Raw genomic sequence first — 19,090 nt, forward strand, 5'->3', positions numbered from 1 at the left:
TGCCGGGGGCGATGCAGAATATCCACCCATGGACGAAGAGTTCGATTGGGATGAGGCCTTCGCCGACGATCCCGACTATCAGGCACTCGATCCGGCACAGCGCGATCGCCTGCTGGCGCTGATGGAACGCATGCTGGAGACGGGCCTGAGTGCCGTCTACGGCGTGGAGGACGAGGGCGTGCCGGACTCCGACTTCCCCTGTGGGCGCTATCTTGAACGCTGCCGGGCACGTTGCTGCAGTTTCATCTTCGCCCTCACCAAGGAGGAGGTGCGGGCCGGTCACATCCTGACCAACCCCAAACGCCCCTATTTCGTCGCCCGCGATGCCGATGGTTTCTGTCCGCATCTCGATCGGCAGGATCTGCGCTGCCGGGTCTATGCGCAGCGGCCGCTACGCTGCCGCCGCTATGACTGCCGCAACGACCCCGAGGTCTGGCCGCAGGGGCTGCCGGAGTCCTGATCGAACCGGTGGCTGCGGCGGCGCACGGAAGAACCGGAAAACGACACCCTCTGCGGCCCGCGTGGTTCGTGGCATCCTTCAGGGCCCTCCATCGAGCGCGGTGCGCACCTCCAGCAGCAGGCCGGGGTCGATGCGCGCATCGTTCAGGCTCACCCCCCAGTGCAGGTGCGGACCGGTGACCCGACCGGTGCTGCCCACCGCGCCGAGAACCGCGCCGCGGCGGATCCGCTGGCCGGGGCGGACGTCGATGCGGCTCAGGTGGCAGTACATGGTCACCAGTCCCTGGCCGTGGTCGATGAACACCGTGTTGCCGTTGAAGAAGAAGTCGCCGGTATCCAGCACCCGGCCGTCGGCCGGGGCGCGGACCGGCGTCCCCTCGGGCGCGGCGATGTCCAGACCGCTGTGCGGCTTGCGCGGCTGCCGGTTGAAGAAGCGGCGCAGGCCGAAGGGGCTGCTGATCGGTCCCTCGACCGGCAGTGCGAAACGCAGCGGCACCGGCCCGGCCGGCTCGAAATGAGCCAGCGCGCGGCGGATGCGCCGGGTCTCGCGCTGGATGCGCTGCAGATCGCGTGGCTCCGGGTTGACCTTGCGCTTGTCCTTGAGGGTGATGTACTGCGCCGCGTACTCCTTGGCCAGCACCTCGAATTCCAGCGTCTGCGTGCGGCCGCCGGTGGTCTGCAGCTCGATCCTCTGCACACCGGGGGTAGTGGCGAGGGGGATGCCGACCAGGGCATACCAGCGGCCGCCCTCGCGTACCGTGAGCAGCGGCCGGCCATGGTAGCGGGCCTGGGGCCGGGCGTCCTGCTTGCCGAGCGGCAGCACGGCGAGCCCGCCGGGCACGGGGTCGGCGGCTGGCAGCGCGGCGCCGGCCGCCCCCAGCCAGAGCATGCCGAGCAGCACCAGCAGGAGCAGCGGCCAGCGCTGTCGCTCAGCACTCATCGCCATCCTCCAGCACGGCATCCACGGTGCAGCGCAGCCGCCCACGTGCCAGCCGCGCTTCCACGGCATCACCGGCGGCGACCTCGCGGGCATCGTGCAGGATCCGGCCCTCGGGGCCGGTGACGATGGCATAGCCGCGTTCCAGGGTGGCCAGCGGACTGACGGTCTCCAGCTGGCGGGCGGCCGTGGCCAGCCGTTGCCCGGCGCGCTCGAGGGTCTGGCGCAGGGCGCGCTGCAGGCGGCCCTCCAGGCTGTGGCAGCGCTGCTGTGCCGCCTGCAGCCGGGGGGCCGGATCGTGGCGGTGCAGGCGTGCCTCGAGGGTGGCGAGCCGCTGCCCGGCCCTGTGCAGCCGCTGGCGGAGGGTTCGCTGGAGGCGCAGCTCCAGTTCGTCCAGACGCTGGGCCTGCTGGCGCAGGCGCGCCCCCGGATGGCGCTGCTGCAGGCGCTGGGCCAGCCACTCGAGGCGCTGGCCGGCATCGGCGAGGCGTTGCCGGGTGAGGCGGGTGAGGCGCGATTCCAGGCTCTCGAGCCGCGCCAGCCACTCGTCCCGGTCGGGCACCACCAGCTCGGCGGCGGCCGAGGGCGTCGGCGCGCGCCGGTCGGCGGCGAAGTCGGCGATGGTGACGTCCACCTCGTGGCCGACGCCGCTGACCACCGGGATCCGGGCGGCGTGGATGGCGCGCGCCACCACCTCCTCGTTGAAGGCCCAGAGATCCTCCAGCGAGCCACCGCCGCGGGCGAGGATCAACACGTCACAGTCGCGGCGTTGGTCGGCGAGGCGGATGGCGGCGGCGATGCGCCCGGCCGCGCCCTCGCCCTGCACCGGCACCGGATAGATCAGCACCGGCACCGCCGGGAAGCGCCGCCGCAGCACGCTGAGGATGTCGCGGATGGCGGCGCCGCTCGGGGAGGTGACCACGCCGATGCGCCGTGGCAGGGGCGGCAGTGGCCGCTTCGATGCCTCGTCGAACAGCCCCTCGGCGGCGAGCCGCTGCTTGAGGGCCTCGAAGGCCCGGCGCAGGGCACCGTCGCCGGCTGCCTCCATGCGGTCGACGATCAACTGGTAGTCGCCGCGCGCCTCGTAGAGGGAGACCTCGGCGCGAACCAGCACCTGCATGCCGTCTTCCGGCACGAAACCGAGGCCGCGGTTGCGGTTGCGGAACAGGGCGCAGCGCACCTGGGCGCGGGCGTCCTTGAGGGTGAAGTAGAGGTGGCCGGAGGCGGGCCGGGCGAGGTTGGACAGCTCGCCCTCGACCCAGATGTGCGGGAAGGTTGCGCCCAGCAGATCCCGCACCTCGGCATTGAGGCGGGAGACGCTGAACACGTCGCGTGCGGTATCCGGCTGTGCGGCGGGGAACATGGCTCGATGATACTCCTGCGGCGGCCTTGCGATCAGTCCCCGGCCGTCTCCAGCACCTGCACCGTGTCGCCGATGCGGATCACGCCCTCGCTGCGGGGGATCAGGTTCTGGCCGAAATAGACCCCGCCCTCCGCCCGGCGCCGGTACTGGCCTAGGGTGCGCAGCGGTTCACGGGCCGGGTCCGGCACCCCGGTGTCCGGGTCGATGGTGGTGAAGATGCAGCGTGAACAGGCCTTGACGCCGGCGAATTCCACGTCACCGATGCGGAGCCGCCGCCAGCGGTCCTCGGCGTAGGGTTCGCAGCCGCGGACCACCAGGTTGGGTCGGAAGCGGCGCATGTCGACCGGCCGCTGCAGCCGGCGGTTGAGGTCGGCCAGCGAGGCCTCGGAGATGAGCAGCAGGGGAAAGCCGTCGGCGAAGCTGACCTGATCGCCGGGCTGGCCATAGGCGGGATCCACCGGCCGCAGGATGTCGTCCGTCATCTGCACCAGCCGCAGTGGCTGGCCGAGGTAGTCGCTGAACCAGGCATCGGCCTCCGGGCTGGGATGCACCGCCGGGGTGCGGTCGCGCCAGATGCCGACCTCGATGCGTTCGCCATCCGCCGGGGACAGCGGCAGCTCCAGCTGCGGCATGCCGGGCGCCGTGACCTGCAGCCGGTCGGGACCGAGTGCGGTCTGGACCAGCGCCAGCCGCGGCTGCTTGCGGGCAGTGACGAAGGTGCCCTCGGCATCGACCAGCATCCAGCGCCGGTCCCAGGGCAGGCCGCGCGGCTGCACGGGACTCTCCTGGAGCGCGATGCGCCGCGTGGACTTTATGGGATAGATATTGATTTCAGTGAGTTGCATGGCTGCGAAGAAGATCTGGTCGGGGTTCCTGCGTCGATTGTAGCGGATCCCGCCAGGCGGCGTGGCGCCATACCTCGGCCGGGGTGGATTTTCCCGGGTTTTCCGGGTCTTCCGTGGCCCCGGCCGGGCCGCCGCGGTTTACCCACTGGCGCGCAATACCTATAATTGCGCCCCTTATATTCGAACCTTGCCGACGGACCCGCCTCCCATGCTGCGAATTGCCGAACAAGCCCTGACCTTCGACGACGTCCTGCTCCTCCCCGCGTACTCCGACATCCTGCCGCGCGAGGTGGAGCTGAAGACCCGCCTGACCCGCGAGATCAGCCTCAATATCCCCATCCTCTCGGCGGCCATGGATACCGTCACCGAGAGCCGGCTGGCCATCGCCCTGGCCCAGGAGGGCGGAGTGGGCATCATCCACAAGAACATGACCGTCGAGCAGCAGGCGGAGGAGGTGCGGAGGGTCAAGAAGTACGAGAGCGGCGTGATCAGCGACCCGATCACGGTCAGCCCCACCACCAGCATCCGCGAGGTGCTGGCGCTGACCCGGGCGCACAACATCTCCGGCGTGCCGGTGGTGGAGGGCAAGGACCTGGTCGGTATCGTCACCAACCGCGACCTGCGCTTCGAGACCCGCTACGACAACCCGGTATCCAGCATCATGACCCCCAAGGACAAGCTGGTGACGGTGAAGGAGGGCGCCGAACCGGACGAGATCCTGCGCCTGTTGCATCAGCACCGCATCGAGAAGGTGCTGGTGGTGGACGACGACTTCCATCTCCGCGGCCTGGTTACGGTGAAGGACATCCAGAAGGCCTCGGACAAGCCCAACGCCTGCAAGGACGAGCGCGGCCGGCTGCGCTGCGGCGCGGCGGTCGGCGTCGGTGCCGGCACCGACGAGCGGGTCGCGGCCCTGGTGCGGGCCGGCGTCGACGTCATCGTGGTCGACACCGCGCACGGTCATTCGCAGGGCGTGCTGGACCGGGTGAAATGGGTCAAGCAGCACTTTCCCGAGGTGCAGGTGATCGGTGGCAACATCGCCACGGCCGAGGCCGCCCTGGCACTGGTCGAGGCGGGTGCCGATGCGGTCAAGGTCGGCATCGGGCCGGGTTCGATCTGTACCACGCGCATCGTCGCCGGTGTCGGCGTGCCACAGATCAGCGCCGTGGCCAATGTCGCCGCGGCACTGAAGGACAGCGGCGTGCCGCTGATCGCCGATGGCGGCATCCGCTACTCGGGCGACATGTCCAAGGCCCTCGCCGCCGGTGCCTATTCGATCATGGTCGGCAGCATGTTCGCCGGTACCGAGGAGGCGCCGGGCGAGGTGGAGCTGTTCCAGGGGCGCTCCTACAAGTCCTACCGCGGCATGGGGTCGCTGGGCGCCATGTCGTCGCAGCAGGGCTCCAGCGACCGCTATTTCCAGGAGGGCAGCGAGGCCGACAAGCTGGTGCCCGAGGGCATCGAGGGGCGGGTGCCCTTCAAGGGGCCGCTGCAGCCGGTGATCCACCAGCTGCTTGGCGGGGTGCGCTCCAGCATGGGTTACACCGGATGCCGAACCATCGACGAGATGCGCACCAAGCCGCGCTTCGTGCGCGTCACCGGCGCCGGCATGGCCGAGAGCCACGTGCACGACGTGCAGATCACCAAGGAAGCGCCCAACTACCGGGTCTGAGTCCGGGGACCTGAACCCAAGGAACATCGTGAATACATCGCCTGACATCCATGCCCACCGCATCTTGATCCTGGACTTCGGTTCCCAGTACACCCAGCTCATCGCCCGCCGGGTGCGCGAGCTCGGTGTCTACTGCGAGATCCATGCCTGGGACATGGACGACGAGGCGCTCCGCCTGTTCAGCCCCAAGGGGGTGATTCTTTCCGGCGGGCCGGAGACGGTGACCGGTGGCGAGGCGCCGCGTGCGCCGCAGCAGGTGTTCGAGCTGGGGGTGCCGGTGCTCGGTATCTGCTACGGCATGCAGACCATGGCCGCCCAGCTCGGTGGCCGGGTGGAGCGTGCCGAGCACCATGAATATGGCTATGCCCAGGTGCGGGCCCGCGGCCACAGCCGGCTGCTCGAGGACATCGAGGACCACGCCAGCCCGGAAGGCTGGGGTCTGCTCGATGTGTGGATGAGCCACGGCGACCGGGTGGTGGAACTGCCGCCGGGCTTCAAGGTGATGGCCAGCACCGACAGCGCGCCCATCGCCGGCATGGCCGACGACGAGCGTGGCTTCTACGGGGTGCAGTTCCATCCGGAGGTGACCCACACCCGCCAAGGCGGACGCATCCTCAAGCGTTTCGTGATCGACATCTGCGGCTGCGAGGCGTTGTGGACCCCGGGCAACATCATCGAGGAGAGCATCCACGCCATCCGCCAGCAGGTAGGTGAGGACGAGGTGCTGCTGGGTTTGTCCGGCGGCGTGGATTCCTCGGTGGTGGCGGCCCTGCTGCACCGCGCCATCGGCGATCAGCTGACCTGCGTGTTCGTCGACAACGGCCTGCTGCGCTACCAGGAAGGCGATCAGGTGATGGCGACCTTCGCCGAGCACATGGGGGTGCGGGTGATCCGGGTCGATGCCGAGCAGCGTTTCCTGCATGCCCTCAAGGGGGTGGAGGATCCTGAACTCAAGCGCAAGGTGATCGGCAACCTGTTCGTCGAGGTGTTCGAGGAAGAGGCCGACAAGCTGAAGAACGCCAAGTGGCTGGCCCAGGGGACCATCTATCCGGACGTCATCGAATCGGCCGGTGCCAGGACCGGCAAGGCGCATCTGATCAAGTCGCACCACAACGTCGGTGGCCTTCCCGAGCACATGAACCTCAAGCTGCTGGAACCGCTGCGCGAGCTGTTCAAGGACGAGGTGCGCAAGCTGGGCGTGGAGCTGGGCCTGCCCTATGACATGGTCTACCGTCACCCCTTCCCGGGGCCGGGCCTGGGCGTGCGCATCCTCGGCGAGGTCAGGAAGGAATTCGCCGACACCCTGCGCCTGGCCGATCATATCTTCATCGAGGAACTGCGCAAGCAGGAACTCTACGATCAGGTCAGCCAGGCCTTCGCCGTCTTTCTGCCAGTGAAGTCGGTCGGCGTGACCGGCGACGGCCGCCGTTACGACCACGTGGTGGCGCTACGCGCGGTGGAGACCATCGACTTCATGACCGCACGCTGGGCCCATCTGCCCTATGAATTCCTGGACCACGTCTCGCGCCGCATCGTCAACGAGATCCCCGGCATCTCCCGCGTCGTCTACGATGTCACCGGCAAGCCGCCGGGCACCATCGAGTGGGAGTAGCCGATATTGGCTGCTATGGCTGGTGTCGGCGGGCATTAGACAGTAATGGGTGATCTCCCGGTTCTGTCGGGGGATACTTGCTGATGATTTCGAGGGCGTTGTCCGTTATCTGGGAAGAAAAGCAAGGCCAGCGAAGGTGAGCATGGATGGGCCGGTCGAACAGGAGGATGAATTTGAAGTCTTCTGATAATGCGTTCTCCAGGCCGGTTTTTATATTGGGCCTGAATAAAAGCGGGACGAGCCTTTTATACCTTATCCTTTCGCGGCATCCTTCCTTGTCCGCGATTCGTTCCTTCAAGCCGCCCAAAGGCAATCTTCATAAGCGCAAGGCCATGCTGTTTATGGAGAATTATGGTATTGGCGAGGGACAGCAAATACCTGGCATTCCCGAGAAAATGGGTTTGAAGAGTGGCCCAGGCAGATGGGCCTTGCCACGATTCCAGTTGGAATACAGGCTTACCGAGGAGGACGTTGAGGAGGGCGACGCGATAATGCTGGCCAATGCCTATTCTGGAGCCATGGTCGACAGTTCCAGAAGGCTGCTTGAGAAGTCGCCGCCAAATATACTGCGCTGTCGCTATCTTCAGGCCTTATTTCCAGACGCCACCTTCCTAGCGATTGTCAGAAATCCTCATGCCAATGTGGCGGCGAATGCCAAGAAGCGGAGCAACTGGGGAGGTGTGAGAGAGCAGGCAGAACACTGGAACCAGGCATATTCTTTTCTGCTCGAAGACATGAGCAGCCTGAATTCCTTCATGCTGATCAAGTACGAAGACCTCGTTTGTAATACCGAGAAGGTATTGGGTGATGTATTTACCCAATGCGACTTGGAGTGCGATCTTGGCATTATTGACAGGTCCGAAATCAAGAGTGATGTGAATGACAAATTGCTTGCCCTGTTGAATGATGAAGATAAGCGGCTTATAAACATCATTTGCGGTTCGACTATGAGGGAATACGGCTATTCGACATTGGGGTAGGGCGTGGACGCATTCAGAAAATTGCCTTCGTTGATTGTTCTCGGGATCCTCTGAAGCAGGGATTGTTTTCATCGATATCGGTGAGCGCTTGCTGATCATGATAAAACAGCCGGCTGGTAAGAGATGGGTCAAGAAAAAGGTCCAGCCAGCATTCGTTCGCTGGCGCCATCTGCTGCCGCAGATTGATGGCCATTGATCTGCTTCCTGTTAACCCGGCAACTGAATATGCCGTGTTCAGGCCTGAAGCCCCGGTCATTCTGTGATTCAATGGGTCCGGGCGCCGTGTGCCTGCCTGCGGACGGCTACACGGCGGCTGAGCACAACCTATTTGGTTGCCGGGTTGATAAAATTTTCTGTAGGGGCTTGTGTACAGTGGTGCCTGGCTGTCTTGTCACAGATGCTCACACGCCGGCTGAGAACGATAGATATCGTCTCCGGATTAAATAACAGACATCCAGAGTGAAGAGATTTGCTGATGAGCGTAGGGTTCTTCAAAAAAGCTCATGTCAGGCTGACCATAGCCAAACTTACGTTATTTCGTAAAGCAGGTTACTTTTTCATTGATATTGGTGACCGGATTCTTTGCGAAATCAAAATGAATGGCAAGGCCAGGCGGACAAGGAAAAAAACAAGGTCAAATATCCGCCTGGCACGAAGTTTTATTGCGTGGCGGCATCTTTTGCTCGAGTTTAATGCGCCACAAGCGGCGGCTTTTCTCAGCAGTTTGGGTGGTTATGGGCGTGATCTTCCTCGGGATTTCGAAGGACCAGCTGGTGACCGCATCCTGGTGCTTGCGGCTCACCAGGATGATGAAACCATTGGTGCCGGCGGCACCCTGATTCTTGCGGCCAAGGCTGGAAAAAAGATCAAGGTTGTCTATACGACGGATGGGGCAACCAGTTTGAATGATCATGATAAGGATACTGTTGTTGAGATTCGCAAGACGGAGGCCCGCGCTGTTTGGCGTCGAATCGCCAGGGTTGAGCCACTATTTCTTGATGGCGGAAATCGGACAGAATTTCTCTCTCGCGAAGTGATTGGTCGATTGGCAGAGATAATCCGTGAATACCGGCCGACTGATATTTTTCTGCCCAATATGCTCGAACAGGTTACTGAGCACCGGCATGTTAACGAGATACTGATGCAGGCGGTTCGTATCCGACCATTAAACAAGAATGTACAAATCTGGGGCTATAACGTCTCGACAACATCACCGGGCACTGCTGTTGTCGATATCACAACGGTTGCGAGAGAAAAAGAATCTGTCAATAAGATATGGCGTTCTCAGAACGTGTATGGTGATTATGCGACAGTCTGTAAAGGACGGGATATGCTAAATGCAGCGTTTCTGAAAGGCCGCCGCCCGCGTCGTCACAAGGCCTTTGCGGAAACGTTCATGATGTTTCCAGCAGAGGAATATCTTCGTTTAAGCAGGATGTTTATCAGCCCGCCGCCTTCTCGTGTTGAAGAGCCTGTCGTTGCACCCCCTAATTTTTTTGTGGTCGGAATGCAGAAGAGTGGTTCTTTCTGGCTGACGGCTCTGTTGAATGCCCATCCAATGGTGTGCTGTTTTCCAGAACGCCCAGGTCATATAGATGGGGTTGCTGAGGCGCATCTGTTTGATGGAATGGAAAAAATGACCACAAACTGGCCGCTTTTTGCGAAGATGATGCGCCGTCGGCTGGACTATTTCTTCAGCGATCTTATTCCCGCAAAGCCGATTGAAGATGCGGAACGTCTGGAGGAACTCCGTCAGGCTTTGTGTATCCGCTTTAATCAATACTGTCATCTCCAGCGTTTACGTAGTGGAAAGCCAGTGGTTGGGGAAAAGACGACTGAAACCTGTCATCATCCAGAACTACTGGATAAGTATTATCCAGATGCCTTGCGGATTGCGATTCTCCGTGATCCACGAGATCGCGTCGTATCCTTCTTTTTTCACCAGATCCGGAAGGGGCGGTTGCGGTCCGGATCTTCGTTGACGGATGATTTTATTCAGGAGTATATCAGCCGTGTTCGAAAGGATTATGAAGGCTTGTTAGCCCTTGGCGGAACGGTGGAAGTGATTCGGTATGAAGCGTTGAAAACGGAACCACAGTCGGAGCTCTCGCGTATCTTCCGTGCATTGGGGGTAACCGACGACCCTGAGGTTCTGAAACGGGTGGTCGAGGCTGCCGATTTCAAGAGACTAAGTGAACGGGAAGCCGGTGAGGAAGATCGAAGCAGCCACTATCGAAAGGGAGTAACTGGGGACTGGGTCAATTTCCTTTCGCCTGCCCAGGCGTCATCCGTTGTGGATGAGCTTGCCGAACTGACTTCACTGATTGAGCAGAAATTTGAGATTTCCCTGGCAGCTTATCACTATTGAATTTTACTAATATGTGCAAAATAGTCCGCAGTCATTCATCTGCCACAATGTACCGGCATTCTGGATGATGAAAGAATCCCCGAACGACGCTGGACAGTCGTTGAAGGCTGCGCAACGCAGACAGCACCAGTCTCTTGAGTGATCAGGGCCGGCTGACGGGGTGTAGTAGAACAACCCGTTATACACTGAAGATAGTTGAACCGAGTGGCCGGATTCATTCCGTTGAGCGGCGACGAGGCGAGCCATTCGCGGTCGGCTGTTGCTGGACTTGGGTGAAGACGGCCTTTATCCTCAATGTCCTTATACCAGCGCGGCGTGGCCTTGCTGGGCGAAATACTGACCGGGGAGATGAAGGGTGACGGAATCGCTTTTCAAGTTACAGATCCATCATGTCGGCGGGCGGGATGGTGAAATCGGGGAGTTTCCGCTGAATCGCCATTTCCTGAAGGATATGGTTTTTCATGTCTACGACTCGGATGAATCCTGCCTGCCGCAGGTGGAGTCGATCTGCAGGACCAGGGGCATGGACGTCGTGTTGCATCCCTATGTGGTGGACGACAGGGAAGGGGCGGTCGATTTCAGCCTGAATTATTGCCCCTGCACCAGTTCCTTGCTTCCACCTGCCTCCTACAAGCGGGAGCAATATTCTCCGCTGCTTCTGTTCGGCGATTACGTCTATGCTGAAACCTTCAAACCAGTAAAGAACTTTCGGGTGTCTGCGGTCACGCTGGATTCATTGGCGCGGAGGAGAGGCTTCGGCATCGATTTCCTGTCCATCGATACCCAAGGGACTGAGGATCGCGTACTGTCCGGCGCCGAGCAGCAACTGAAAAAGAACGTGGTCGCCGTTCTGTGCGAGGTGGAGATGCACGAGTTGTATGCCGGCCAGGCGCTGTTCGGTGACCTGCTTTCGGCGATGCGCCGGCGCGGGTTTCATTTCATGCGTTTTTTCATGCGCGAGGCGCGGGTCAATTTCTATAGGGCCGGAATCGGTTTCCGTGGAGACGGGATGATGATGGCAGCCGATGCCCTGTTCTTCAAGGATGTGGATCACCTGGAGGATACGGCAGAACATCCAGCCGCGAGCCTGCTCAAGCTGGCATTCGTGGCCCTGTCGTTTGGATATGTCGAATACGCGCTCGATTGTCTGGAACGCGTCTTCGGGGAAGAAGGTTCGCATCCGGTGGGTGAAGGGGAGGTTCCAGAATATGTGGATTTTCTCGCCAGGGTTTGGGGCCTGTACAGGGAATCCGCGTACATTCCTCTGCCCTCGTTCGCCCAGCTGTATACCTTCGAGGAGGCTCTGCGAAGATTCGAGCCGGACAATCCGCATCCGTGGACGACCTTCGACCGGGACAGGGTGTTGGGGGATTATTTCTCAAAAGTGGACGTGGGGAGGTTCCTGGAATCTTTTCCCCAACTGCTGGAGCAGCAGGATACGGCTTTCGAGGAGCTGTTGCGCGGGCATGGGATGGAGTCGGTCGCCGACCTGGTCAAGGACAAGCGGGTCAGGCAGGCGCATATGATCGTGGAGAGCCTCGGATTGGGAGAGAAAGCGGCGGATGGCTATCGGCTGCGGATCAGCGAGGCGCTCTCGCGCCTCGGGATACAGGGCGGGTAATGCGGATGCGCGCTTATGCATGTGATTGGCCTGGCCGACTCTGAATGCTCACCTCAGTCTGCGCGGTAAAGATTGGACCTACAGCCGAGAAGAGCAGGGATGTCCAAGGTTGTGCGCCATTTCCATGATGGTTCAAAGAGGGCGCGCTGCTGTTGTCGGCGGGGACACGTTGGAGGAAGGAACGATTGATCTTGAGCGCGTCGATGGGGCTAGCCGCAGAATGACTGTGGCGGCGACTTGAACCGCCACGGGTTTACCGGAGGCTCTATTTTCTTGAGAGGATAGAGGGCCTGTGAGAGCGAGCGCTTGTGAGTAACCTGCCTGAACTGCAATCGCCCAGCTACATTCTGTCGACGCCCCTGGGGATCCAGCGCTTCGCGCTGGGCCTGTTCCTGGCCGCGGCAGGCGGAACGATTCTGTGGCTGGCCGGCGTGTATCTTCATGGCGAAATGGGTACCCCGCACTGGATCGCGGGCGGGATTGCCATTCTTCTGGTCCTCGTTCTGGCGCAACCCCGTGCATGGAGGCCTTGGGTCAGTTTCGCAGCGGACCGTCGTGGCCTCTACATCCGCTGGCCGGACTATAGCGGCTTTCTGTTCGTGCCCTGGGAAGACGTGGGGGAGACCGAGGTCGGATGGACCACGGGAATGACGGGCGGACATGGCATCCTCGGTGTCCGCATCCGCCTCTGCCTAGACGAAGCAGACTGGAAGAGGCTCACCGGAATGCGTTCGCTGTTGTTTATGCAGCCGGACGAGCAGGGTTGGGGTCGCATCAACATCGGAAACAGCACGCGTGATCCTTGCCGGATACAGGTACGAATCGAGGAGATCCGCGCGCACGCCACCCCTGAAGCCATAACGGACTGACATGCCCTCGATTGCCGTTCATGCGCCTCACATTCAAACTGACGGTTGTAACCGCCAATGACGGGGAACTTTCAAGCGCGTGGGGTTGAAACTGGAAAGTGGTTGGAAGTCGTTGCTGCAAACAGGATGTGTTTCTCTGCCACAGGGAGCCTGTGGGTGCCGGCAGCGGCCCCCTACACCGAACACGGCTATCAACCCGCTACCGAACAACCAAACTGCCCCTGGCAGCGGCACCTCGCTGACATCGACACTGTAATCGAGTTGGATACCTTCATCCACGGCGATAATAGTGGCTTGTAGGCCGCTGCCGAAATCCGCATTCGCCCAGGTATTGTGGTCGTTTGCATTGACGTCGACGCTCAACAGACCCTCTACCCAGATTTCCGCACCTACCGGGGCATAAAATTCAAGCGCCAATAGACCTGTACTGAAGAAAAGATCCTGAACAGCACCCGTGGCAGTTGTGGTCACCGAGTCGGAACCTGAGCGCCCATTGGCGCCAGTATCCCACCACCAGTTGTATATATATCTTTCATTTGTAGAATCCAGGGCCTCCCTAGAGGAGAAGGCCCTGGTAGAGAAATAGGCCAGCGAAGAAACCCCTCTGAGTGATGACACATCGGAATAAGCACCATACAGGGACAAACCCAAAGGAACTTTTCCCTCATGCACGATGAAACCGGCCTGCATCATTGCATCGTTGTTGGTCGCGGCCAGATTACCCAACGAATCGATCAGAGCGCCATTGCTGAGCACTCCATCCAGCTGCAAATCGAGACGCAGGCGCGCGGGATCGCCCGCCTGCAACTCGCTACTACCAGCCCCTACACGCAGGCGCCCTTCGAACTTGCTCGCGAACGCCCCGGCCGCCATCGAATCGGCGGTAGCAGTCATCCCCAGCGACATGTTCGCTGCGTTCGCATAGCCATTTACAGAAATGCCGGAATATGTATCGCCATAAGTATCGGTGTAACTGACATAGGGGCGGCTGGCATCGTAGTCTTGATAATTTCCAAGAGTGCTGTCCACCTCGATACCTGTCCCCGCCACGACCGGGGTCGAGGCCCCACTGGTCAATCCGAAAAGAAAAACCAGCCCCCCTGCTCGCTGCACGAAGATATTCATGTCTTTCGATCCTTTCGCGGTTTGCATTCGACTTACTATTAACCCGGTAACTAAATATGCCGTGTTCAGCTGCCGTGTGCCTGCCTGCGGCAAGGTTCGATAACGCCGTCCGCAGGCCGGCATACGGCGGCCGAACCCGTTGAATCATAGAATGGACGGCTTCAGGCCTGTCCCGGTCCAGCGTTCCGGCCCTTGACAAGGAGACCAACCCTTGCAGGCAGGCCCCGCCTTGTACCGGAACAGGCCTGAAGCCCTGAACACGGCATATTTGGTTGCCAGGTTAATAATATATGCAGAATAGTCCGAATTCATCCGTCCGCCACGATATACCGACATTCGGGATGATGGAGGAATCCCCGCACGACACTGGTCAATCGTTGAAGACTGCGCAATGCAGACAGTACCAGACGCTTGAGCTGTTCAGGGTCCGTGATGGCCTGCTTGCAGATCCGGTGGTTCTTGGCATGACTCCAGACCCGATCGATGGGACTGACTTCGGGTAAATATGGCGGCAGGAAACAGAGATCCAGACGACCTTCCGTACCCTCGACAAACTTCCTGACCGCCCGGCTGCGATGAACCGGGTGCCCATCAACGACAAGAAAGACCGGCCGTTGCACGTCATGGAGAAGACGCTTGAGAAACTCGATGAAGCGCTGAGCATTCAGGCCCGGAACAGGGGACGCTGTGGCGACAGGCCCAGTGACGGAGCAGCCTGGAAATGCTCCACCGGCTGAGCCGGATGCCGAGTTCCTGCTGAATGAGCTTGGCAAGCAACTTCAGTGTCCAGAGCGCAAAAGGAAACTTTCACCGCGTGGGTTGGTCGTGGGTCAAGGTGCGATAAAGCAGATCAATAGCCTTGGCATCGAGCTTGGGCTCCCGACCGTCCCGCTTCCCGGCATCCAAGGCATCCCATCCACCCGAGCGGTACAGTGCCAGCCAATGGAACAGCGCTGTGCGGGATACGCCCATGCTGTGCACTACATCCATGATGGGTACGCATTCTTGTACCCGCGCAACAGCTTGGCGTCTGAATTGGGTGAGTTTCTGATGGGGCAGTCTGCGCAGGTCGGTCTTCTTTGGCATGAGGCCAGTCTACTCGGTTCTGACAATTATGCACATCTTAGTAATAAAAAGGGGGCGACCCGCATGGGCGCCCCCTTTTTATTTCGTCATCCACTCATGCGCGGCTCACGACTGCTTTCGCTGGCGACGTGCGATACCCAGCATCCCGAGCAGCCCGGAACCGAACAGCCAGAAGGCCGCCGGGACCGGCACGGCGGAGACGGCATCGTTCATCGCCTGCAGACCCAGGCCGATCGAGGTGTCGACCCGATACTGGAATCCGTCCTGCAGACCGAACAGCATGAAGCTGACGTTGTCGGTGCCGGTGACATCGTTGGCGAAGAGAAAATCGATGTACTCGCCCGCCGTCGGGGCATAGCCCTCGATGAAATGCAGATTGACGGTGGTGCCCGGTGCGAAGCTCACGTTGCCCCAGACATCCAGCACATCCTGGTCGCTGTAGCCGACCTCGATGTCAAGGGTGCCGCCGAGGATCTCCAGGTCGCCGAAGATGTTGAGCGTGCCCGGGGAGTTGCCAGGCGCGATGGTGCCGCCGTCGAGCTGCACGTTGCCGATGATGGAGCCGTCGCCGTCGAGCAGGCCGCCCTCGTTGACGATCAGGGTACCGCCCACGTACACCTGCCCGCCGCTGCGGACGGTGAGGTGACCGTCCCCGGGAGCCAGCAGCACCTCGTTCGACGCGATGTCCAGGTTGGCGACATTCTCGGACACGATGAGGTCGCCATCGACGGTAAGATAGGAACCGGTCTCGACGAGTACCTCGCCCGAGGCGCCGGTCGAAATCCACTGGTAGCCGCCCGAGCCGTCTGGCACCACATCGACGAATTCCTTGTAGCCTCCGATGCGCAGGCTGCGCGACAGGTAGACATCACTGGTCCCGGCGACACGCAGCCGTGCGGTCGTGTTCGCCGCGCCCACGCGCATCGACATCACGCCGCGGGGATCGATTGGCGTGAAGGTGTCGATCACCCCTACGGGTTCGTCCTGTGCCAGGACTGCCCCGTCGAGGACCTCGATGGTGCCACGGTTATGAACGTTTACCTCGAACAGCGCCAGGCTGTTTGTCCCGGTGACGGTCAGGCGGTCGCCCTTCTGGAGGTTGATGTCGCCGGGATTATAGGGATCACCGGGCGTGAAGATGCCGTCATAGACGCCGCGCGCCTGCATCATCGCCCCTCCCGAGACGGTCAGCGAGCGCCCCGCGCCGGGTGCTTCGCCGGAGAACAAGATCGGTCCAGCCGTGGTTTCGAGCAGGGAGTACGGGCCGTCGACGAGAATGTCCGCATCGACCGTGGCCGCGGAACCGAGCTGGACCTCGGCGGCAGTGATCCGTCCACCGTTGGTGATGTCGATCCGGCTGTTGCCGCCGATACCGACCGCTACCCGGTTATCGAAGATGACATTGGCGGAATCCGCGGTGCCGTCGCCGACCACGCGCAGGAAGCCGGCGCCATTGCCGGTGGTCAGGCTGGCGCCGATCTGCGAGTTTCCGTACACCTCCAGGGTGTCGACGACGTTGTCGGCATTGACCTCGAGGCTGCCGTCCTGGCCCTCGTAGCCGACATAGAGATAACTCACGGAGACGGAAGGGGAGGTGCCGAGGACCAAGGCCAGACCGGGAGGATACACCTTTGTCAGGCCCTGCCCGTCGGGATCGACGATGATGTCGGCTGTGGCAGTGCCGGCGAAGCCGGCAGCCACCAGGGCGGCACCGGCCAATTTTGCAATTTTCGGTTTCATTTTGACTCCTTCCGTCCCGCTCACGCAGGGATCCGGTTTTTTTGTATGTGTTAGGAAGAAAACGCCCTTGATTTACAGGCAATTTTGATTCCAACTAAAAATTAAATCATAATGCATTGTTTATTGGTTGTTTTTTTGCGCATAACGCGCTTTTGCTTCAACGGCCTGATGAACCTGAATGTAAACCATCTCGACACCGTTCAGGGCAATACAAAGAATGCATCTTATTGATATACAGATACTTACAAGGGCCTGGAAAATTGAGCAGCGTCATAATTTTTTACAGGAAGTAGCCGTGAGCAGGCGGTTGAAAACATAGAGTGAAGGGGTGGTGAAGGGGGCAGGACTCACATTCCAGCATGCTCCCCGTCTGTGCTCTCCGGGAGGCGGCTGCCGCTGACGCCGGATGGCAATGTGCGCGATCAAGTCAAGACGCCGTACCGGGACGGGCGTGTTCTCAATATCTTGATCCGGCCTCCGTGTCACCGCTCCCGTGTTAGGTTGCTCCGGGGACTGGGCGGTTGCGGCATACAGGGTGGCGGTGTCGGGCTTTTTTGCATTAAAGTGGTGGTCTGGTTCGTCGGTGTACGCATAATATTCCGGACACTAGTGGCCGAGTTTGTATAATTCCGACTGTAAACAAAAAACAAGAATAGAGGAGTCAACAAGAATGGCAATTCCACGCTCAAGGGGGCTGCTGCTCGCCGCTTTGGCCGGTCTGGCATTTTCTTCAACAGCGAATGCGGTTCTGCTGGGGCGCCTGCCCCTGACGCCCGGCGGTACCGATTACCAGGCCTACTACGACACCACGCTGGACATCACCTGGCTGGCCACTGCCAACCTCGCGAAGACCAACACGTTTGGCCTTCCTTATAATACCGACCTCGGTGATCACCCTGCGGACAGCTATGCCTCGTCATACCCCGAGATCATTTATTCCAGTGGCGGCATGACATGGGGGGGCGCCCTGCACTGGATCGATGCAATGAACGCCGATGGTGGCACGGGATATCTGGGATACAACGACTGGCGATTGCCGATGATGATGGATACCGGTTCGATTGGCTGTGACAACGCCTATACCGGTACTGACTGTGGTTTCAATGTACAAACCGGCAGCGCGGACACTGCGGTTTACAGCGAGCTGGCCAGCTTGTGGTATGACACGTTGGGCAATACCGCAATGTACGATACCCAGGGGACGTACCTCGGGTGTCCCGGGGCAACGTACTGTTTGAGCAATACAGGACCCTTCAGCGACATTGTGACGTCTTTTTACTGGTTCGGTCTGGAGTCTGCGGTCTATTCCAGCAGGGCGTGGTCTTTCGGAACGTATAGTGGGCAGCAGACCGATTACTATACAAAGAACAACAACAGCGGTCTGTATGTCTGGGCTGTGCGTTCCGGTGATGTTGCGCCAGTGCCGCTGCCGGCGGCGGTATGGTTGTTCGGAAGTGGCCTGCTGGGACTGTTGGCGGCAGGTCGCCGTGATAAGGTGGTTCGGCGCTGATACCGGATGTAGGCAAGCCTTCCCGTCAATCCGCACGTTTATTCTTCCAGGCGCCGGTTGCGGGAGGAATGAGAAGAAGAAGGTTTCCTTTGCATGTCGTTTTCCTCCGTGGCGATGTTCATTTGGTGATGCTCGCTTTCCGGGACCCGGCGCCAAAACGGGGATGTGCGGTGCGCACCGCGTACCGGGCCGGGCCTTTCGGAGGGCGGCGCCGCCGGCCTCCCCAGGCGGGTCTTTCCCCGGCCGGCCATGGCAGGCCTCCCGCGCGCCGTCCAGCGTAGGTTGCCTGACCGGGTGAGGGGCAAAATCCATGCCTGTCAAAGCGGGTTTTTGCCTCTTTATTTTCAATCGCTTGGGAATTCCTGCTAAAGCATGTGTTAAAAAACCTGCCAGCAAATAGTGATATCTTAGGCGCGGTTTTATTTCTCCCTTTCAATACGGTATGTTGCGGAGCTTTCCGGCAGGTATCGCCTGGGCGAATCGCCGACATGGCGCACCGCGATTCCCCTACAAAATGCCCGTTTCTTTTACAGTTTCCCGGGTGTCCTTCTCCCGGCTCGCCCATGCCTTCCGGCGCCCCAGGCGCTGAAGATGTGAAACACTCGTGCCACTGACACGATCACCTTCGATCCCGCCACACCGGCCCGTTGCGCCCGGCGGTGGGGGCATGACCCCGGCTTTCAGAACGAGGAGAGTTTCGCTGATACCGATTTCGCCGGAGCGAGCAAGAGCACCTGGCCTGACTGGCGCGGGGCTTTCAGATTTCCGGGGACAGGAATTTCCTTAATCAGTTTGAAGAAGTGGTCAAGGACTGTTCAGGGGGAACGGCCTGACGGGTCGGCCGTTGGGCAGTGAATCGTCCCTGGATGCCGCCGAGCGCTCAATCGGGCGTACACTCAGGCC

General features: G+C 60.7%; 17 protein-coding genes. 8 read left to right on the top strand and 9 right to left on the bottom strand.

Features of this window, described 5'->3' with window-relative positions:
• Nucleotides 1–28 precede the first annotated feature (28 nt).
• Nucleotides 29–460 carry a YkgJ family cysteine cluster protein gene (locus QVG61_RS04030; protein ID WP_289932042.1) on the top strand — a complete coding sequence of 144 codons (432 nt, stop codon included), beginning with the start codon at nt 29–31 and terminating at the stop codon, nt 458–460.
• 78 nt (nt 461–538) lie between these two features.
• Here the strand turns inward: QVG61_RS04030 and QVG61_RS04035 are convergent, their stop codons facing one another.
• The 3 genes from QVG61_RS04035 to QVG61_RS04045 are packed head-to-tail and all read right to left on the bottom strand — an operon-like array spanning nt 539 to nt 3,604.
• Nucleotides 539–1,348 (bottom strand): peptidoglycan DD-metalloendopeptidase family protein, encoded by an 810-nt coding sequence (locus tag QVG61_RS04035; RefSeq protein ID WP_354671201.1) that lies wholly within the window; start codon nt 1,346–1,348, stop codon nt 539–541.
• Between the two features lie 40 nt (nt 1,349–1,388).
• The gene (gene xseA, locus QVG61_RS04040; RefSeq protein ID WP_289932045.1) at nt 1,389–2,759 is read right to left on the bottom strand and encodes an exodeoxyribonuclease VII large subunit; all 1,371 of its coding nucleotides are present in this window, start codon (nt 2,757–2,759) and stop codon (nt 1,389–1,391) included.
• 32 nt (nt 2,760–2,791) lie between these two features.
• A complete protein-coding gene (locus tag QVG61_RS04045) occupies nt 2,792–3,604 on the bottom strand; it encodes an MOSC domain-containing protein (RefSeq protein ID WP_289932046.1) in 813 nt (270 codons plus the stop codon).
• A 211-nt stretch (nt 3,605–3,815) separates the two neighbouring features.
• Between QVG61_RS04045 and guaB the strand changes: the two genes are divergently transcribed.
• From guaB to QVG61_RS04060, 3 genes are all read left to right on the top strand, one after another.
• On the top strand, nt 3,816–5,276 hold the full coding sequence (guaB, locus tag QVG61_RS04050) for an IMP dehydrogenase (protein WP_289932712.1): 1,461 nt from the start codon (nt 3,816–3,818) through the stop codon (nt 5,274–5,276).
• 25 nt (nt 5,277–5,301) lie between these two features.
• Nucleotides 5,302–6,888, top strand: a complete 1,587-nt coding sequence (gene guaA / locus QVG61_RS04055) for a glutamine-hydrolyzing GMP synthase (protein WP_289932714.1) — start codon at nt 5,302–5,304, stop codon at nt 6,886–6,888.
• A 167-nt stretch (nt 6,889–7,055) separates the two neighbouring features.
• Nucleotides 7,056–7,868: a sulfotransferase gene (locus QVG61_RS04060; RefSeq protein WP_289932047.1), complete on the top strand. Its 813-nt coding sequence runs from the start codon at nt 7,056–7,058 to the stop codon at nt 7,866–7,868.
• A gap of 13 nt (nt 7,869–7,881) precedes the next feature.
• Here the strand turns inward: QVG61_RS04060 and QVG61_RS04065 are convergent, their stop codons facing one another.
• Entirely contained in the window at nt 7,882–8,061 is a 180-nt protein-coding gene (locus QVG61_RS04065; RefSeq protein WP_289932048.1) for a hypothetical protein, read from the bottom strand.
• Between the two features lie 282 nt (nt 8,062–8,343).
• Between QVG61_RS04065 and QVG61_RS04070 the strand changes: the two genes are divergently transcribed.
• From QVG61_RS04070 to QVG61_RS04080, 3 genes are all read left to right on the top strand, one after another.
• The gene (locus QVG61_RS04070) at nt 8,344–10,236 is read left to right on the top strand and encodes a sulfotransferase (protein WP_289932049.1); all 1,893 of its coding nucleotides are present in this window, start codon (nt 8,344–8,346) and stop codon (nt 10,234–10,236) included.
• A gap of 355 nt (nt 10,237–10,591) precedes the next feature.
• Nucleotides 10,592–11,857 (top strand): FkbM family methyltransferase, encoded by a 1,266-nt coding sequence (locus tag QVG61_RS04075; protein ID WP_289932051.1) that lies wholly within the window; start codon nt 10,592–10,594, stop codon nt 11,855–11,857.
• Between the two features lie 308 nt (nt 11,858–12,165).
• Entirely contained in the window at nt 12,166–12,726 is a 561-nt protein-coding gene (locus QVG61_RS04080; protein WP_289932053.1) for a hypothetical protein, read from the top strand.
• Between the two features lie 33 nt (nt 12,727–12,759).
• Here the strand turns inward: QVG61_RS04080 and QVG61_RS04085 are convergent, their stop codons facing one another.
• The 5 genes from QVG61_RS04085 to QVG61_RS04095 all read right to left on the bottom strand — a co-directional run bounded on the left by QVG61_RS04085 (nt 12,760) and on the right by QVG61_RS04095 (nt 16,677).
• Nucleotides 12,760–13,851: a hypothetical protein gene (locus QVG61_RS04085; protein WP_289932054.1), complete on the bottom strand. Its 1,092-nt coding sequence runs from the start codon at nt 13,849–13,851 to the stop codon at nt 12,760–12,762.
• A 308-nt stretch (nt 13,852–14,159) separates the two neighbouring features.
• Nucleotides 14,160–14,471 (bottom strand): transposase, encoded by a 312-nt coding sequence (locus tag QVG61_RS13630; protein WP_354671181.1) that lies wholly within the window; start codon nt 14,469–14,471, stop codon nt 14,160–14,162.
• A gap of 1 nt (nt 14,472) precedes the next feature.
• Nucleotides 14,473–14,628, bottom strand: coding sequence for a hypothetical protein (locus tag QVG61_RS13635; protein ID WP_354671182.1), 156 nt, complete (start codon nt 14,626–14,628; stop codon nt 14,473–14,475).
• A gap of 30 nt (nt 14,629–14,658) precedes the next feature.
• A complete protein-coding gene (locus QVG61_RS04090) occupies nt 14,659–14,937 on the bottom strand; it encodes a helix-turn-helix domain-containing protein (protein ID WP_289932055.1) in 279 nt (92 codons plus the stop codon).
• Nucleotides 14,938–15,042: 105 nt separating this feature from the next.
• On the bottom strand, nt 15,043–16,677 hold the full coding sequence (locus tag QVG61_RS04095; protein ID WP_289932056.1) for a hypothetical protein: 1,635 nt from the start codon (nt 16,675–16,677) through the stop codon (nt 15,043–15,045).
• A gap of 670 nt (nt 16,678–17,347) precedes the next feature.
• On the opposite strand from QVG61_RS04095, the gene QVG61_RS04100 reads away from it, so the two are divergent.
• Nucleotides 17,348–18,187: a DUF1566 domain-containing protein gene (locus tag QVG61_RS04100; RefSeq protein ID WP_289932057.1), complete on the top strand. Its 840-nt coding sequence runs from the start codon at nt 17,348–17,350 to the stop codon at nt 18,185–18,187.
• The last annotated feature ends 903 nt before the right edge of the window (nt 18,188–19,090 follow it).

This window comes from Thiohalobacter sp. IOR34 (genome assembly GCF_030406045.1).
Classification (GTDB): domain Bacteria; phylum Pseudomonadota; class Gammaproteobacteria; order Thiohalobacterales; family Thiohalobacteraceae.

What these genes read in the sequence shown, in the direction of transcription:
- QVG61_RS04095 (WP_289932056.1), bottom strand. Translation starts at nt 16,677, where the DNA reads ATGAAACCGAAAATTGCAAAATTGGCCGGTGCCGCCCTGGTGGCTGCC.
- QVG61_RS04100 (WP_289932057.1), top strand. Translation starts at nt 17,348, where the DNA reads ATGGCAATTCCACGCTCAAGGGGGCTGCTGCTCGCCGCTTTGGCCGGT.
- QVG61_RS04085 (WP_289932054.1), bottom strand. Translation starts at nt 13,851, where the DNA reads ATGAATATCTTCGTGCAGCGAGCAGGGGGGCTGGTTTTTCTTTTCGGA.
- QVG61_RS04030 (WP_289932042.1), top strand. Translation starts at nt 29, where the DNA reads ATGGACGAAGAGTTCGATTGGGATGAGGCCTTCGCCGACGATCCCGAC.
- QVG61_RS04045 (WP_289932046.1), bottom strand. Translation starts at nt 3,604, where the DNA reads ATGCAACTCACTGAAATCAATATCTATCCCATAAAGTCCACGCGGCGC.
- QVG61_RS04035 (WP_354671201.1), bottom strand. Translation starts at nt 1,348, where the DNA reads ATGCTCTGGCTGGGGGCGGCCGGCGCCGCGCTGCCAGCCGCCGACCCC.
- xseA (WP_289932045.1), bottom strand. Translation starts at nt 2,759, where the DNA reads ATGTTCCCCGCCGCACAGCCGGATACCGCACGCGACGTGTTCAGCGTC.
- QVG61_RS04065 (WP_289932048.1), bottom strand. Translation starts at nt 8,061, where the DNA reads ATGGCCATCAATCTGCGGCAGCAGATGGCGCCAGCGAACGAATGCTGG.
- QVG61_RS04090 (WP_289932055.1), bottom strand. Translation starts at nt 14,937, where the DNA reads ATGCCAAAGAAGACCGACCTGCGCAGACTGCCCCATCAGAAACTCACC.
- QVG61_RS04070 (WP_289932049.1), top strand. Translation starts at nt 8,344, where the DNA reads ATGAGCGTAGGGTTCTTCAAAAAAGCTCATGTCAGGCTGACCATAGCC.
- QVG61_RS04060 (WP_289932047.1), top strand. Translation starts at nt 7,056, where the DNA reads ATGAATTTGAAGTCTTCTGATAATGCGTTCTCCAGGCCGGTTTTTATA.